This is a genomic window from Stenotrophomonas sp. TWI809, assembly GCF_039673205.1.
Lineage (GTDB): Bacteria > Pseudomonadota > Gammaproteobacteria > Xanthomonadales > Xanthomonadaceae > Stenotrophomonas.
This window is the reverse complement of record NZ_JBDJLE010000023.1, coordinates 1-15,083: the sequence shown is the minus strand read 5'-3', so window position 1 is coordinate 15,083 and position 15,083 is coordinate 1. Positions and strand designations below refer to the sequence as shown.

At 68.5% G+C, this 15,083-nt stretch carries 12 protein-coding genes and 1 pseudogene; 5 read left to right on the top strand and 8 right to left on the bottom strand.

Features of this window, described 5'->3' with window-relative positions:
* The first annotated feature begins 75 nt into the window (after positions 1-75).
* Positions 76-1,209 carry a metallophosphoesterase gene (locus tag ABE472_RS15555; RefSeq protein WP_346466572.1) on the top strand — a complete coding sequence of 378 codons (1,134 nt, stop codon included), beginning with the start codon at positions 76-78 and terminating at the stop codon, positions 1,207-1,209.
* 33 nt (positions 1,210-1,242) lie between these two features.
* Here the strand turns inward: ABE472_RS15555 and ABE472_RS15550 are convergent, their stop codons facing one another.
* The 4 genes from ABE472_RS15550 to ABE472_RS15535 form a co-directional block, all read right to left on the bottom strand.
* Positions 1,243-1,536, bottom strand: a complete 294-nt coding sequence (locus tag ABE472_RS15550) for a hypothetical protein (protein WP_346464387.1) — start codon at positions 1,534-1,536, stop codon at positions 1,243-1,245.
* 69 nt (positions 1,537-1,605) lie between these two features.
* Positions 1,606-4,299: a tetratricopeptide repeat protein gene (locus ABE472_RS15545; protein WP_346466571.1), complete on the bottom strand. Its 2,694-nt coding sequence runs from the start codon at positions 4,297-4,299 to the stop codon at positions 1,606-1,608.
* Complete coding sequence (locus ABE472_RS15540; RefSeq protein WP_313213033.1) at positions 4,296-4,898, bottom strand: ECF-type sigma factor; 603 nt, start codon at positions 4,896-4,898, stop codon at positions 4,296-4,298. Before ABE472_RS15540 ends, ABE472_RS15545 begins: the two co-directional genes overlap by 4 nt.
* A 113-nt stretch (positions 4,899-5,011) precedes the next feature.
* Positions 5,012-6,985 carry an oleate hydratase gene (locus tag ABE472_RS15535; RefSeq protein WP_346466570.1) on the bottom strand — a complete coding sequence of 658 codons (1,974 nt, stop codon included), beginning with the start codon at positions 6,983-6,985 and terminating at the stop codon, positions 5,012-5,014.
* A gap of 219 nt (positions 6,986-7,204) precedes the next feature.
* Here ABE472_RS15535 and ABE472_RS15530 point away from each other — a divergent pair, with 219 nt between their 5' ends.
* From ABE472_RS15530 to ABE472_RS15520, 3 genes are all read left to right on the top strand, one after another.
* Positions 7,205-7,591, top strand: coding sequence for a BlaI/MecI/CopY family transcriptional regulator (locus tag ABE472_RS15530; RefSeq protein ID WP_313213037.1), 387 nt, complete (start codon positions 7,205-7,207; stop codon positions 7,589-7,591).
* Positions 7,588-9,087 (top strand): M23/M56 family metallopeptidase, encoded by a 1,500-nt coding sequence (locus ABE472_RS15525; RefSeq protein ID WP_346466569.1) that lies wholly within the window; start codon positions 7,588-7,590, stop codon positions 9,085-9,087. Before ABE472_RS15530 ends, ABE472_RS15525 begins: the two co-directional genes overlap by 4 nt.
* Positions 9,088-9,200: 113 nt before the next feature.
* Positions 9,201-11,375, top strand: a complete 2,175-nt coding sequence (locus ABE472_RS15520; protein ID WP_346466568.1) for a TonB-dependent receptor — start codon at positions 9,201-9,203, stop codon at positions 11,373-11,375.
* Positions 11,376-11,381: 6 nt separating this feature from the next.
* Here ABE472_RS15520 and ABE472_RS15515 read toward each other — a convergent pair whose 3' ends face one another.
* On the bottom strand, positions 11,382-12,515 hold the full coding sequence (locus tag ABE472_RS15515; RefSeq protein ID WP_313213059.1) for an acyl-CoA desaturase: 1,134 nt from the start codon (positions 12,513-12,515) through the stop codon (positions 11,382-11,384).
* A 2-nt stretch (positions 12,516-12,517) separates the two neighbouring features.
* A complete protein-coding gene (locus tag ABE472_RS15510) occupies positions 12,518-13,591 on the bottom strand; it encodes a ferredoxin reductase (protein WP_346466567.1) in 1,074 nt (357 codons plus the stop codon).
* Positions 13,592-13,684: 93 nt separating this feature from the next.
* Between ABE472_RS15510 and fabR the strand changes: the two genes are divergently transcribed.
* Complete coding sequence (gene fabR, locus ABE472_RS15505) at positions 13,685-14,347, top strand: HTH-type transcriptional repressor FabR (RefSeq protein ID WP_026069985.1); 663 nt, start codon at positions 13,685-13,687, stop codon at positions 14,345-14,347.
* 100 nt (positions 14,348-14,447) lie between these two features.
* Here the strand turns inward: fabR and ABE472_RS15500 are convergent, their stop codons facing one another.
* On the bottom strand, positions 14,448-14,810 hold the full coding sequence (locus tag ABE472_RS15500) for a glycine zipper 2TM domain-containing protein (protein ID WP_102789149.1): 363 nt from the start codon (positions 14,808-14,810) through the stop codon (positions 14,448-14,450).
* Between the two features lie 128 nt (positions 14,811-14,938).
* A pseudogene (locus ABE472_RS15495) lies at positions 14,939-15,083 on the bottom strand (transaldolase); the annotation flags it as partial.

Sequence of the window (15,083 nt, the reverse complement as noted above, 5' to 3'; positions counted from 1 at the left end):
GACCAATGGCGCATGCCCCGCGCGCCCCGTGCGGCGTAGCATCGCGGCATTGCCGTCCGCCACAGGAATCCCCCGATGTCGATCCGCCGCGCCCTGACCCGCCCTGCCCTGCTGCTGCTCCAGTCAGCGCTGCTGATGACACCGCTGCTGGCCACTGCACGCGAGGTGGCGACGCCGGCCGAGCATGTGGATGCCGATGGACCGTACGTGTTCCGTACCGCCAAGGGGCTGGAAGCGGCCTGGGTGTGCAAGGACCACGTGATCCGCCGCGAGCTGCCGGCACGCGGCGAGGCCACCGTGGTCGCCCCCGAGTGCGGCTATCCGCACCCGCTGACCGTGCTGCCGCCGCGCACGGCGGAGATCGCCCGGTTCCCTGCCACGCCGCGGATCGTCGCGCTGTCGGACATCCACGGCCAGTACGGCCTGCTCGTGACGCTGCTGCGCGCCCACCACGTGATCGACAGCGAAGACCGCTGGTCGCTGGGCGACGCCACGCTGGTGGTGGCGGGCGATGTGTTCGACCGCGGTCCGCAGGTCACCGAAGCATTCTGGCTGCTGTACAGCCTGCAGCAACAGGCCGCGGCAGCCGGCGGTGCGGTGCACTTCGTGCTCGGCAACCACGAGACGATGGTCCTCTACAACGACCTGCGCTACGTCAACCCGAAGTACCTCAAGACCGCGCAGCTGCTCGGCCGTTCCTACCCCGCGCTGTACGGTCCGGATTCGACGATCGGCCAGTGGCTGCGCACCCGTCCGGTGCTGCTGCGCGTCGGGGACACCCTGTTCCTGCACGGCGGCATCGCACCGGAGAACCTGGACCTGGTGCGCAACATGGCGACCACCAACGCCGGCTACCAGGCCGCAGTCGGGCTGCCCAAGGAGCAGGTCAAGGCCGCACCGGATACTGCCCGCCTGTTCGATGGCAAGACCAGCCCGATCTGGTACCGCGGCTACTTCGATGGACGCATGGATACCGCCCAGGTCGAGACGCTGCTCAAACAGCTCGACCTCGCCCGCATCGTGGTCGGCCACACCTCGATGCCGCACGTCAGCAGCTTCCATGGCGACCGCATCATCGCCATCGACAGCAGCATCAAGAACGGTGAAAACGGCGAGCTGCTGTTCATCGAGAACGGCGCGCTCAGCCGCGGCCTGCTGGATGGCTCGCGGGTGCCGCTGGCCGAAGGCCGGCTCGGCGAAAGCGACTGACCAGGCCGTTCCCGCCGGTCAACCCGCCGCAGCTCACCGTGGCTTGTAGATGCGCGAGACCATCCAGCCGCCGTGACTGCGGAAGCGGCCGCTGTCGCCAGTCAGGGCAAAGCGCAGCGCGACCACCGCGGCGCGCCCGCGGGAGCAATGCCAGTCACGCGCTTTGCGGTAGGCCTTCCGGAAGGCACGGAACGGGCCGCGGGCCTGCGTGGTGTCCAGTTCGGCCTCACGTGCTTCCATCGCCTCAGGTGGGTCCATGGCCTCGGCGGAGGCGGCTGGCGGATGCGCTGCAGCGCGGGTGGCATCTGGATGGAGAGGGTTTGACATGGCGTTCCTTCGATCAACGAGGCCCGGAATCGGCCTCCTGATCGATAAACCGAGAAAACCATCACAAAACTATCGCCCCCGGGACAGACCCGCGTCGTGATCCGCCATGCGCTGCTCCAACCCCTTGATGCGACTCAGAAATTCCGACGTCGGCGCCAGTTCCTGCAGGTGCGGCCGGGCCCGGGCGATCTGGGCGCGGGCGCCAGCGCCATCGCCGTTGGCGAACAATGCCTCCGCCAGCGGGATACGCCACTTGGCGGTGGCCGTGGAATCCGCCCCGTAGAAACCAGCGAATGTCTCCACCAGCTGGGCCGACAGCGGCACTGCCGCGGGATCGCCACGGCGCTGGGCAAGCAGTGCCTGCTGCATCTGCAGGCGCAGCCCCAGCCACGGGGGCAGGCTCGGGTGGGCCTGGCCGAACGCGGCCAGGGCCCGGGCGGCCTCGGCATGCTGTCCGTCCCGGATCAGCCATTCAATCTCGACCAGGCGCAACACCAGCAGCTGCGGCGACTCGGGCGGGAGTTCGCGCCGCCACAGGGCGGCCACCTGCTGCAGCGGTGCCTGCGCCTCGGCCGTGCGGCCGGTACGCAGCAGCAACCGGGCCAGCACCATGTCCACGTCGAGTGTGTCGGCATGCTCAGGCCCGAGCAGCGCCCGATAGCGCGCCAGCGCAGCGCGGTAGTTCTGCTCGGCCTGCACATAGTCGCCGCGGGCTTCCTCCATCAGGCCATGGGCATACTGTTTGACCGCGTAGGCGCGGCTGTCCACGCCATCCACCGCGGCGCTGGTCTGCAGGCTGTTGCGGAAGTGCTGATCGGCCGCCTGGTAGCGGCCAAGATCGAGATACTGTCCGGCCAGCGCGGCTTCGGCCGAGGCGGTGTAGCTGCTGCCTGCGCCGAACATCTGCCGGGTCAGCGCGAAGCTGCGCTCGGCCAGCGCCAGCGCTTCATCGATACGGCCCTGGTTGAGCAGCGTCGAGGACAGCGCGCGCAGGACCCGCTGGTACTCGGCCCCCTGGACACCATGCTCCCGCGATGCCTCTGCCAGACCCTCGCGCAGGATCGCTTCGGCCTTGTCCAGCTCGCCCTGGCTCCGGTACAGATCGCCGAGGTTGGCCATCGCCGCCAGGCCGCCGCGCTGAAGCGGTGCACCGTTTCCCCGCCGGCTCAACGCCAGCGCGGAGCGGAAGGAGTGTTCCGCCGCCGCCGGCTGCTCCAGCTGCGCCTGGGCCAGGCCCCGGGCGTTCAAGGCCTTCACCCGCACCGCCGGGGCATCGTCCTGCTCAAGCAGGCCCAACGCGTCCTCTGCACTGCCCAGCGCCTCCTTCTCACGCCCGGCGCTGAGCAGCTGCACCGCCAGACTGGCGCGGGCGTCGGCGATCTCATGCGGCGCGGCGCGCGTGTGCACCAGCCCCTCCACGCTGTCCCGCAGCAGGGCCTGCGCATCCTGCGGTTGACCCAGGTTCTGGTAGGCGCGCCCCAATGCAGCCTGCATCCGCGCGCGCACCGCGGGCGACACGGTGCGGTCCTGCTCAAGCCGGCGTGCGCCCAGATCGAGCACCTCACGCGCGGTCATCGGCGTGCCGTGGCGCAGCCCCGGATCGGCTGCATCGAAGGCGGCCACCAGTACATCGGCGATGCCGGCGGCAGCCACCGCATTCTGCTCGGCCTGCCGACGCGCCTCGCTCAAGCGCAGCACGAAGGCCAGCACGATCACCGCCACCAGCGCGACGATCACACTGGCGCGCCATTGCCGCCGCAGCAGCAGGCGCGCACGATGCCAGCGGCTGGGCCGACGCGCGCGCACCGGGCGATGTGCCAGATACCGTTCAATATCCTCGGCCAGTGCGTCGGCAGAGGCATAACGTTCGGCCGGATCCGCGGCAGCGGCCTTGGCCGCGACCGCCAGCAGGTCGGCGGGCACGCCGCGCGCCGGCGGCGGCGTGGCCTGCAGCAGCGCCTCCAGCATCACGCCCAGACTGTAGACATCGCCCACCACACTGGCCGGGCGCCCTGCCAGGCGCTCGGGGCTGGCATAGGCCGGGGTGAGGAAGGCCGCGGCATCGTTGGCGTCACCGAGCAGATGCGCGATGCCGAAATCCAGCAGGACCGGCTGGCCGTCGGGGCGGACCAGTACGTTGCCGGGCTTGAGGTCGCAGTGCACCACGGATTGGGAATGTGCGGCCTGGACCGCGCCGCAGATCTGCACGAACAGGCGCAGGCGTGCGGCCAGATCCAGCGCCAGGGTGCGACAGGCGTCGTCCAGCGGTTCACCCTGTACGTATTCCATCACCAGGTAGGGCTGACCGCCCTCGGCCACGCCCACGTCATACAGCCGGGCGATATGCGGGTGCTGCAGGTCGGCCAGGATCTGGCTTTCACTGGCCAGCCGCGTGGCCAGTACCGGGTCGTAGGCGCGGCGGATCAGCTTGATCGCCACTTCGCGCCGGTACAACGCATCGGCGCGCTCGGCCAGGAACACCACCCCCATCCCGCCGACGGCCAGCAACCGGCTCAGGCGCCACGGGCCAAGCCGCTGCCCGACCAGCGTGGCCGGATCATCCATCGCGGCCATCACGGCGGCGAGCGCGTGCTCGACCCGGCCCAGGTCGGCGGTCTGCGCGCGCAGCAGCTGCAGCGTTTCGTCGATCGCGGCCGGGTCATCGCACAGCTCACCCAGCGCCGGGCGCCAGCGCGCCTCGGGCAGATCGCAGACCGCGTCGAACAGCCCGCGCACCGTCTGCCAGCGGTCTGGGCCGGTCATGCGCGCGTGGCCGGCCCAGCCAGATGCCGGTTCAACCACGCCTTGGCAAACCGCAGATCGCGATCGACCGTGGGCACCGACACATCCAGCGCCAGGGCAATCTCTTCGCGGCTCATGCCACCGAAGTACATCCATTCCACCGTGCGTGCGGCGCGCTCATCCAGGGCGGCCAGTTCCTCCAGCGCGCGGTTCAGGGCCAGCACTTCGAAGGCATCGTGATCAGGGCTGGCTTCCAGGTCGGCATACGACAGGGTCAGGTTGATCGCACCTCCGCCCCGCTTGGAAGCCGCCATCGCGCGTGCGTGGTCCACCAGCACGCTGCGCATCTTCAGCGCCGCCAATGAAAGGAAATGCACGCGATCGCGGTAGCCGATCTCCCCACCGATCATCCGCATCAGGGCCTCGTGCACGAGCACGGTCGGCTGCAGCACGCCATCCTGGGGGGTGCCCAGCCGCGCCACGGCCATGCTACGCAGCTGCGCATACAGAAGCGCCAGCAGTTGATCGCGGGCGGCGATGTCCTGCTGCTCGCTCCAACGGCGCAGCAAACGGGTGACATCCTGGCGCTCGGCCGCTGGAGGTGTCGCGTCAAAAGACATGTGGGGCGGGTCCGTGCATCACAGCAGGCGATCAGCCTGCAGTATCGCCGATCCCCATCCCCATGGGGCGGCGGTGCCGCGGCGATCTCCATCACCGCGGCACCGCAACCGGGCTACTTCCCGCGCTTGGCCAGATTCTCGCGTAGCGTTTCCAGCCGCGTGGAGAGATCCTTCAACGCGCTGCCGCCCTTGCCGACCAGCCAGGACACCTCCTCTTCCATGAAGCCGGTACGGCTGTGTTCGGTGTCCGGCAGCGGCGGCAGGATGTGCGCGAAGTAGGTCTTGTCGAGCACCCGCCGCAGCAGTCGCTCGCCCGGGAAGGGTGCGTTGTTGTTGAGCGCACGCGCCGCCTTGATCAGGTTGCGGATGTCGTACTGGGTCGGGCTCAGGTCCGGCACCTGCTTGGGCAGGTCCAGCAGCGTATACACCGCCACGCGGGCGGTGCGCACCGAACTTTCCATGGTGAACACCACATCGTTGTGGGTCTCCACGAACTGCCCCAACAGGCCCAGGTTGGTGCAGCCCCCGGGCACGACGTGCGGGCGGTCGCCGGCCGCGCGTGGCATGAACTGCGCCGTGATGTAGGGCATCAGCGCGGTGCGCACCTTGGTGTTGGCGACGATCTCATCAAGCTGATCGACGATGCCCAGGTGGTAGCTCAGCTCGGCCAGGATCTCGCGGCCGGTACAGGCTGGCATCGGCTTGGCCACGTGGTTGCCGTTCTGGTCCATCAGCAGCGCATACACCCACACCACCAGCACATCCTTTGGCTGGTCGACGAAGTGCGGCTGGCGGTTGACGGTGAAGCTCAGCACCCAGGTGGAGTCGGTGAAGGTGATCACGCCGCCGGTCACGGTCCTGCCCGAGTACGGGTCGTTGACCGAGAGTTCCCTGATCTTGTCCACCAGTGGCGAGGGGCGGCAGGTCAGCGTGGCCGACTCCCACATCGAGCGGTTGATGTCACCGTGGAATTTCTCCGGTTTGCCGAAGATCGGCGACTGTGCAGCGAGGTTGCGCCACAGTGCCCAGTCACTGTCCTGCCCCGGTGTTTCGCGCGGACGCTGCAGCACCGGCACCGTGTCCATGTCGCCATAGACGGTGCCCTCGGTCATCGAGCCGGTCAGCGCGAACACCAGGTCGCCCTCGGCCACCGGCAGCAGCGTATCGTTGCCCGCCACACGGCAGCGCAGCCCGGTGACGGTGCGGGTATCGCCTGTCACGCGCATGTCCAGATCGTACACGCGGGTACCGAAGGTGACCTGCACCCCCTGGTCGCGCAGCATCTTCACCAGCGGTTTGACGAAACTCTCGTACTGGTTGTATTTCGGGAACACCAGCGCGGACATGTCGTTCAAGCCGTCGATGGCATCCAGGAAACGGTGCATGTACAGCTTCATTTCCAGCAGGCTCTGCCAGTTCTCGAAGGCGAACATCGAGCGCCAGAAGAACCAGAAATTACTCTGCAGGAAGCCTTCGCTGAAGTAGTCCTCGATGGTCACATCGTCGAGGTCTTCCTTGCGCTTGAGCAGCAGCTTGACCAGTTCCCACTGCTGCGGCTTGCTCAGCCCGAACGTGGCGAAGTCCTGGATCTTCCCCTGCTGATGCATCAGCCGGGCCTTGGAGTAGTTCGGGTCGTTGTCGTTCACCGCCCGGTACTCGTCCAGCACGCTGTAGCCGGCGGGCAGTTCCAGTGCCGGCACGTCCTGGAACATGTCCCAGAAATTGTCGTAGTTCCAGTTCATCTCGCGGCCGCCGCGAACCAGGTAGCCCTGCTCGGGGTCGCCGGCCCCATCGAGCGAACCGCCTTCGATGTCCAGGCTGTCGATCAGGGTGATGTTCGCCGCCGGCATGCCGCCATCGCGGATCAGATAGAACGCCGCGGCCAGGCCGGCAATACCGGTGCCGATGATCCACGCCTTGCGGTTCGCCACGCCGGCCGGTGCGACCGGGCGATTGCGCATGTAGGCACCCATCATGTCCGGCGGCGGCAGTGTGTTCTCGGGCCGGTTGGACCAGTAGGCCCCCGTGGCATCGGGTTCTTTATCGATCACCGGTGCCCGGTGCACGCCCTGTTGCTCGACAGCCATATCACCACTCCTTTTTCGATGGACCTACAGGAGGCACCGGTCGCCCGGTGCCTGGCAGCACGGTTTCCTTACCGCACGGCCCCCTCCCGGCACCGCGCTGCACATCTGGATGGTACGCACGCCACCTGTGACGGCATTGATCCGCATCAATGACACCCCTGTTGCATTCCATGCGACACGTGTCGCACACTTGCGACACCTCGCCACACCGGGATTGCCATGTCTGCGCTGCCTACCCCTTCCAATGCCGAACTGGAACTGCTCAAAGCGCTGTGGCGCCAGGGCGCCTGCAGTGCGCGCGAAGTCCACAACGGCGCCGCCGCGGCGCTGGACTGGTCCTACTCGTCCACCCGCAAGACGCTCGAACGCATGGTCGACAAAGGGCTGGTGGAAGAAACCGTCGAGCACGGGCTGAACATGTACCGCGCCAAGGTCGGCAAGGTGGCCACACTGGCCGCACTCAGCACGGACTTCGCGCGCCGGGTGCTCGAGATCGATGGCGCATTGCCGGCGCAGGCCTTCGCCGACAGCCGCCTGCTCAGCGAACAGGAACTGCAGCAGCTCGATGCGCTGCTGCGTGCCCCCGCCAAGGACGATCCGGCATGAGTGGGCTGACGCTGGGCTTCTGGGGCGTGCATGCCGTTGGCGCCTTGGCGGGCGGCTGGGTAGCGTGGTCTGCCGGGCAACGTGTCCACCGGCGTCTGGGTCTCTCCCACGCCGCGTATGGCTATTGGATGGGGGTGTGGTTGCTGGCGGTGATGCCGGTCCTGCTGTCGGTGGGTATGGCGCTGTGGGCCCCCGCACCGCTCATCTCGTTGCCACCGGCACTGATGATGCCGCTGCCGGTCGCGCTGGACCTCGGGGCTGCCGGTGCGGCGGAAGGGGGCCTGGTGAGTTCCCCTTGGGCGGGGGTGGCCACTACCACGTGGCTGGCCGCGCTCTATGTCACCGGCCTGGGTATCGCATTGCTGCGCGTGCTGGTTGGCACGCGGGCGACCGGCCGGCTGTGCCGGGCGACCCTGCCGATCGCAGCGGAGGACTGGCCGGGCCCGCGCAGCCGTGCGTCGGCGCAGCGGCTGCGCTCGGCCGGCATCGTCTGCCGGGTCAGCGCGCTGCCGGTGAGTCCGTTCGCGGTGCGCTGGCCGCGCCCGCTGATCGTGCTGCCCCTCTCGGCCGTGGAGCAGCTGGAGGATCGTGCACTGAACCTGATCCTGGGCCATGAGGCGGCGCACCTGACGCGCCGCGATCCGCAGCGCGCCGGCCTGATGGCGATACTCAACGCCCTGCTGTGGTTCAACCCGTTCCTGCGCCGCCTCACCGCGCGCGTGCAGCTGGCGGCCGAGCTGCGATGTGATGCGCAGGCCCTCGCGGGGGATGCACAGGGCGGGCGTGACTTCGCCACGGCGTATGTGCGCACGCTGCGCCTTTCCGCAGCGGCTCACGCACCCACCACCGCCCTGACCCACCGCGATCTGGCCGGGCATGAAATCCGCATCCGGCACATGCTGCATGGCGATGCCGCGCGGCCGCTGTCGGGATCGCGACGCGCGCTGCTGCTGGGCAGCGCACTGCTGATCGGCGCCCTGTTGCTGGTCATGCAGGCCAGTGCCGCGCGCCCCGTGCCGGGCCCCGCCGTCACTGGCACCCCAAACGAGCTCTCGGCGACGGAGGCGGCACTGCCGCTGCCGCCGTTGAGCGAGGCCCCCATCGAGGTGCAGTTCCAGGCACCGCTGGCCGCACCGAGGATCACCGGACATTTCGGCGATACCGGCAGCATCCGCCAGCGACCGCATCGCGGCACCGATTTCGGCGCGCGCCCGGGCACGCCGGTCCTCGCGCCGGCAGACGGCCGCATCGTGGCGGCAACCACCGCCTACCCCGACGGTCCGCAGTACGGCACGGTGGTGGTCATCGACCACGGTCAGGGCTGGCAGACGTTGTACGCGCACCTGCAGGGCGCCGATGTGGTGGTCGGCCAGCAGGTCCACGCCGGCGAGCAGATCGCACGGGTCGGCAGCACCGGGCGCGTGACCGGACCGCACCTGCATCTGGAGATGCTCCGCAACGGTGAGCGCGTCGATCCGCAGGCGCACCTGCCATGACCGGCTAACCCGCTCCACATCCCCACCCCACTGCTGCATTTCGTTTTCCTGGCCACAGGAGGGGCGCGTGTTGCCCCGCGAAATGCCCCCTGCCCTCCTGCACGGACCGCCCCATGTCACCGACGTTCCGCATCGTACTTGCCCTGACCCCGCTGTGTGCCGCGTTCTCCAGCGCTGGACAGTCACTGCCCGCAAAGCAGGCGCCGCCGCCCACCGAACTGGAGACCGTGCAGGTGCAGGGCACCGTGTACGACGCACGCCGCGAGGACACCGCCACCCGGATCGTGGTCGACGCTGAAGCGCTGCGCCAGTACGGCGACATCGGTCTGGTGGACGCGCTCAAACGCCTGCCCGGCATTACCGTCGGCACGGGTGCGCCCGGCCGCAGCGGCACGCTGTCATTGCGGGGGTTGGGTGCGGGCTATACCCAGATCCTGCTCAACGGCCAGAAAGCGCCCGCCGGGTTCGACCTGGACTCGCTCACGCCGGAGATGGTCGAGCGCGTGGAGATCATCCGCGCACCCACCGCCGACCAGCGCGCCGAAGCGATCGCCGGCTCGATCAACATCGTGCTGGCCGCAGGCGCGCGAAAGGACAGCGGGCAGCTGTCGGTGGCCTGGGGCAACAGCAACGGCCGGAACACGCCCTCGGTCAGCTGGCAGCGCAACCGGCGCGACGACCACCGCAGCAGCGCGATCACGGCGACCGCATCGCGCCGCGAGTTCCTGGTCGAGGAAACCGGTACCGAGCGTGCATGGAATCGGCAGGGAACACCGACCACCCTGCGTGACACCTCCCTGCGCGCCAGCGGAAACCGCGATGTGCTCTCACTGGCCCCCAGCCTCGAAGCGACGCTGGAGAACGGCGATATCTTCGCGCTGCAGGGCTTCGCCGATGCGAGCCGGTTCAACCGCATCACCGACATCGACTGGGCCACCACGCTCGGCGCCCCACTACAGACTACCCGCTATCAACAACGCACGCGCATCGACGTGGCGCAGGCCAATGGCAGCATGACGTGGACGCGGGCGTTCGAACGGGGCGGCACGTTCACCACCAAGCTGCGCCTGGGCGGCAACCGCGAGCGCTACACCTATCGCGAACAGGGCCAGGCAGCGGATGGGCGACAGAACCTGGAGGACCACACCGACGCGCGGTTGACCGTGGGCGATCTGAACAGCAGTGGCAAGTACACGCTGCCCGCCCGCGGGCGGCATGCGCTGCAGCTCGGCTGGGAGGGCAGCGAGGATCGCCGCGATGAAACACGCGTGCAGCAGCTGTTGCCTGTTCACGAGGGCGGCGTGGTGGCGATCAGCGACCTGGCTTTCGACGCGCGCATCCGTCGCCTGGCGCTGTACGTGCAGGATGACATCTCGCTGAGCGAGCGCTGGTCCCTCTATGCCGGCGCACGCTGGGAACAGATCGATACCCGCAGTGACGGCAGCAGCTTCAGCGGCATTCAGCGCCGTGACCAGGTGCTCTCACCGGTGTTGCAGTCACTCTGGAAAATGCCCGGCACCCGGGGCGACCAGCTGCGCGTCGCGCTGACCCGGACCTATCGCTCGCCTACGCTGGCTTCGCTGATCCCGCGCCCGTACACCTCCACCAACAACCGCCCGCTCAACCCCGACGAACGCGGCAACCCGGCGCTGCGGCCCGAACTGGCGACCGGCGTGGACCTGTCCTACGAAACCTACGGCAAGGACGGCGCGCAGCTCAGCATCGGCGGTTATGCGCGCCGGATCAGTGAGGTGATCCGCACCGAAACACATCTGCAGGACGGTCGCTGGGTGGCCACGCCGGTCAACGGCGGCACTGCGATGACCTGGGGGCTGGAGATGGATACGGCATTCCGTCTGCCGCAGCTGATCGCAGGCGCGCCGGCCGTGGCGGTGCGTTTCAATGCGACCGCCAACGATTCGCGCGTGGATGATGTGCCCGGTCCGGACAACCGGCTTGATGAGCAGGTGCGCTTCAGCGGCACCTTGGGCGCGGATTACGAGATCCGCACCGGCTGGACGGTCGGCGGCAGTTACACCTACCGCACCGGCGGCACGGTGCAGGTCAGCCCCGGCCAGTTCGAGATCAGTGCGTACGGGCGCGAGTTGGACCTGTACTCGCTGTGGTCGCTGCGCGCAGGCAGCAAGCTGCGGCTGAGCCTCAACAACGCGCTGCACCGGGCGCTGCACACGGGGCAGGAGCGGGTCAGCGAAGACGGTACCGAGCAGCTGCGGCGCCAGCGCAGGGCATCCCCGCTGCTGCGCCTGCAGCTGGAACTGCCGCTCTAGCCCGGCTCAGCCCGGCTGGCGGCTGGCCTCACCTACCGCCGGCAGCGCACGCGCGCGGCCCGGCTTGCTCGGGAAGGCATGGCGCACGATCCGCCACATCACCTGGCCGAACTGCCGCGGCAGCGAACCGGTGTTGTAGTGCTGGCCGTAGCGCGCGCAGATGTCCTTCACTTCGACCGCGATCGCCGCGTAGCGGTTGGCCGGGATGTCGGGGTAGAAGTGATGCTCGATCTGGTGGCTGAGGTTGCCCGACATGACGTTCATCAGCTTGCCGCCGGTCAGGTTGGATGAGCCGCGCAGCTGGCGCAGGTACCAGTGGCCACGGGTCTCATCACGCACGCATTCCTTCGGGAAGGTTTCGGCCTCGGCGGTGAAGTGGCCGCAGAAGATGATCACGTAGGTCCACACGTTGCGGATGAGGTTGGCGACCACGTTGCCCAGCAGCACCGGCAGGAAGAAGGGGCCGGCCAGCGCCGGGAACAGCAGGTAGTCCTTGAACATCTGCTTGCCCATCTTGCGGCCGACCGGGCGGAACTGCCTGCCCAGCTGCTTGAGCGTCATTTTGCCGGCAAACACGCGGCCCAGGCGCAGGTCCTGGATCGCGATGCCCCATTCGAACAGCAGCGCGAACACCACCGCGACCACCGGCTGCATCAGGTAGAACGGGCGCCAGCGCTGCTCGGGGAAAATGCGCAGCAGCCCGTAACCGATATCGTCGTCCAACCCGCGCACATTGGTGTAGGTGTGGTGGCGGAAGTTGTGGGTCTTGCGCCAGGCGTCGGCGGTGCCGACGATATCCCACTCGTAGGTGCTGCCCTGCAGCTGCGGATCCCCCATCCAGTCGTACTGGCCATGGATGACGTTGTGCGCCAGCTCCATGTTTTCCAGGATCTTGGACAGCGCCAGCATCACCACGCCGGCAATCCACGCCGGGATCAGCACGCTGTGCACGAAGGCACCGAGGAACAGCAACGCGCGGCCGGCCACGCCGGTCCAGCGGACGGCGGCCACGACGCGGCGGATGTAACGCGCATCGCGCGCACCGAGCGTGGCCAGCTGGCGCGCGCGCAGTGCATCGAGTTCAGCGCCGAAGGCCTGCAGTTCGGCCGGGGACAGCGCGCGGTTGTGCACGGAAGACATGGTCACAGCTCCAGGATCAGGTCGGTGCTGGCGCTGTTCACGCACAGCTTTACTTGCGTGGCCGGTTCGGCCGCGTGCTCGCCGGTCAGGGTGTGGCGGGTGACGCCGGATACCTTCCCGCAGACACAGGTATTGCAGATGCCCATGCGGCAGCCGCTGGCCGGGCGCAGCCCTTCGGCTTCCAGCGCCTGCAGCAGCGACGTGCCGCGTGGCAGGGCAAGCGTGCGGCCGCTGCGGCGCAGTTCGACCTGCACCGTGCCCGCTTCGGCATCCGGCAGCACTGGCGGTGTGAACGCCTCGGACTGCAGCGACGCGACCTGGCCCTGCAGCCGCGCCTGCGCTGCATCGACGAAGCCACCCGGGCCGCACACCAGAGTGCGGGCGGTGCTCAGATCGCCCAGCGCCGCGAAGGCGAATGCATCCACACGCGACGCCGGTGCCGCCGGGTCGCGGGTCAGCGCGATGTGCAGCGTGAACGAGGGATGGCGCGCCGCCAGCGCGGCCAGCTCTTCGGCGAAACAGACTTCCTCACGCCGGCGTGCCCAGTACACCAGGTCCACCTGGCCCGGCATGCCGGCACCATCGAGCTGACGCAGCAGCGCGCGCATCGGGGTGATGCCGCTGCCAGCGGCCAGCAGCAACAGCCGCGCGCCAGAGGCCTTGGGCAAGGTCATTTCACCGAACGCCTGGCCCAGCTCAAAGACCTCACCGATCGCCGCGGCATGGGCCAGATGCTGGCTGACGGCACCGCCGGCGATGGCCTTGACGGTGATCGCCAAGCGACCGTCGGCCAGCACGGTCGGGCTGTAACTGCGCGACAGGCGGCGGCCATCGACTTCGACGCCGAGGGTGACGTGCTGGCCCGGCAGCAGACCACGGAAATGGCGGTTGGGCTTCAGCACCAGGGTGACCGCATCCGCGCTCTCGGCGGTGCGCGACAGCAGCCGGGCCAAGGGGCGGCGCAGCGTCCACAGCGGGTGCAGACGGGTGCCCCAGAAGTCGAACAGCGCTTCGGGGACCCAGCGGCGGGGGCTGGCGGCGTGACGGCGGGCGGCAATGCGCGGGACGGTGCTCATGCTTCGCACTATACGGCCGAGCATACGACTGTGTATACAGTTGTATATTGCCGGGACGGGCTATGATTCAGGGACTTGACCCCGCTGCCCCTGATGACCTCCCCAGACCTGCCCCTGCCCGCCTCCGACGACGCCCATCCCGCGCGCAAAGCCTCCATCTCCCGCGAGGATCTGCTGGCCGCGGCATTGGCCCTGATCGGCCCGCACCGCAGCGTCTCCACGTTGAGCCTGCGCGAGGTCGCGCGTGAAGCCGGGATCGCCCCGAACTCGTTCTACCGGCAGTTCCGCGACATGGACGAGCTGACCGTGGCCCTGATCGACCTGGCCGGGCGCTCGCTGCGCACGATCATCGGCGAGGCGCGCCAGCGCGCCGCCTCCTCCGACCGCAGCGTGATCCGGCTGTCGGTGGAGACCTTCATGGAGCAGCTGCGCGCCGATGACCGCCTGCTCCATGTCCTGCTGCGCGAAGGCACGGCCGGCTCGGATGCGTTCAAGCATGCGGTGGATCGCGAACTGAATTACTTCGAAGACGAACTGCGGGTCGACCTGATCCGCCTGGCGGCCGCCGACGGCGCGCGGCTGCATGAACCGGCCCTGGCCTCCAAGGCGATTACCCGGCTGGTGTTTGCGATGGGTGCGACGGCGGTTGACCTGCCGCCGGAGAAGGATCCGGAACTGATCGAGCAGCTGACCCAGATGCTGCGGATGATCATCACCGGGGCACGCACGTTGGCAGGCAGTCCGCCGCTGCGCTGATCCGGCCTGCGGGCCGCGCACAAAAAAAATGACGACCCACCGGGCCGTCATTTTTGATCCTGTTGCACGCCGGAACTGCAGGGCAGTGGGCGGCGCTTGATCAGCGGTACTGACGTTCGCAGCGACGCTCAACCACGCGATCACCATTCTTGGACTGCTGGTTGCCCTGGATCTGGCGGCCTGCGGCACCACCGGCCACGGCACCGGCAACCGTCGCCAGCTTCTTGCCGTTGCCGCCACCCACCTGGTTGCCCAGCAGACCACCCACGACCGCGCCGGTCGCGGTGCCGGTGATGCGGTTGGGATCCTTGGAATTACGCTGGACCTCGACGTTGTGGCACACCACCTTGCTGCCGTCGTTGAAGCGGCGTCCCTCGTCCTTGGGGCCATAGGTCTGGGCGCCGGCAACGGCCGATACGGCGAGCAGACTGCCCAGGCACAACACGCGGAAGCTCGTCTTCATGGTCGATCCCTGTTTATGGAACATGGCCCGAGTGTCTGCCTGCCGGCGGCAAGCCCGGGTGAAGTTGCGTCCACGCCACGTCAACGCCAGCGGCGGCGTTCAGGCCGCAGCCATCCAGCCATGCGCGCTTACAGCCGCTCGCGGATCGTCTGCCGCAACGCGTCCAGATCCTTGGCGAACGCATCGATGCCGCTGGCCAGCTTCTCCGTCGCCATCGGGTCGGCCGCCAGATCCGCCGCAAAGCGCGCCGCATCGATCGGCGTCACCTGCACC

Coding starts and splice junctions, on each gene's coding strand:
- ABE472_RS15555 (WP_346466572.1), top strand. CDS start 76: ATGTCGATCCGCCGCGCCCTGACCCGCCCTGCCCTGCTGCTGCTCCAG.
- ABE472_RS15550 (WP_346464387.1), bottom strand. CDS start 1,536: ATGTCAAACCCTCTCCATCCAGATGCCACCCGCGCTGCAGCGCATCCG.
- ABE472_RS15545 (WP_346466571.1), bottom strand. CDS start 4,299: ATGACCGGCCCAGACCGCTGGCAGACGGTGCGCGGGCTGTTCGACGCG.
- ABE472_RS15540 (WP_313213033.1), bottom strand. CDS start 4,898: ATGTCTTTTGACGCGACACCTCCAGCGGCCGAGCGCCAGGATGTCACC.
- ABE472_RS15535 (WP_346466570.1), bottom strand. CDS start 6,985: ATGGCTGTCGAGCAACAGGGCGTGCACCGGGCACCGGTGATCGATAAA.
- ABE472_RS15530 (WP_313213037.1), top strand. CDS start 7,205: ATGTCTGCGCTGCCTACCCCTTCCAATGCCGAACTGGAACTGCTCAAA.
- ABE472_RS15525 (WP_346466569.1), top strand. CDS start 7,588: ATGAGTGGGCTGACGCTGGGCTTCTGGGGCGTGCATGCCGTTGGCGCC.
- ABE472_RS15520 (WP_346466568.1), top strand. CDS start 9,201: ATGTCACCGACGTTCCGCATCGTACTTGCCCTGACCCCGCTGTGTGCC.
- ABE472_RS15515 (WP_313213059.1), bottom strand. CDS start 12,515: ATGTCTTCCGTGCACAACCGCGCGCTGTCCCCGGCCGAACTGCAGGCC.
- ABE472_RS15510 (WP_346466567.1), bottom strand. CDS start 13,591: ATGAGCACCGTCCCGCGCATTGCCGCCCGCCGTCACGCCGCCAGCCCC.
- fabR (WP_026069985.1), top strand. CDS start 13,685: ATGACCTCCCCAGACCTGCCCCTGCCCGCCTCCGACGACGCCCATCCC.
- ABE472_RS15500 (WP_102789149.1), bottom strand. CDS start 14,810: ATGAAGACGAGCTTCCGCGTGTTGTGCCTGGGCAGTCTGCTCGCCGTA.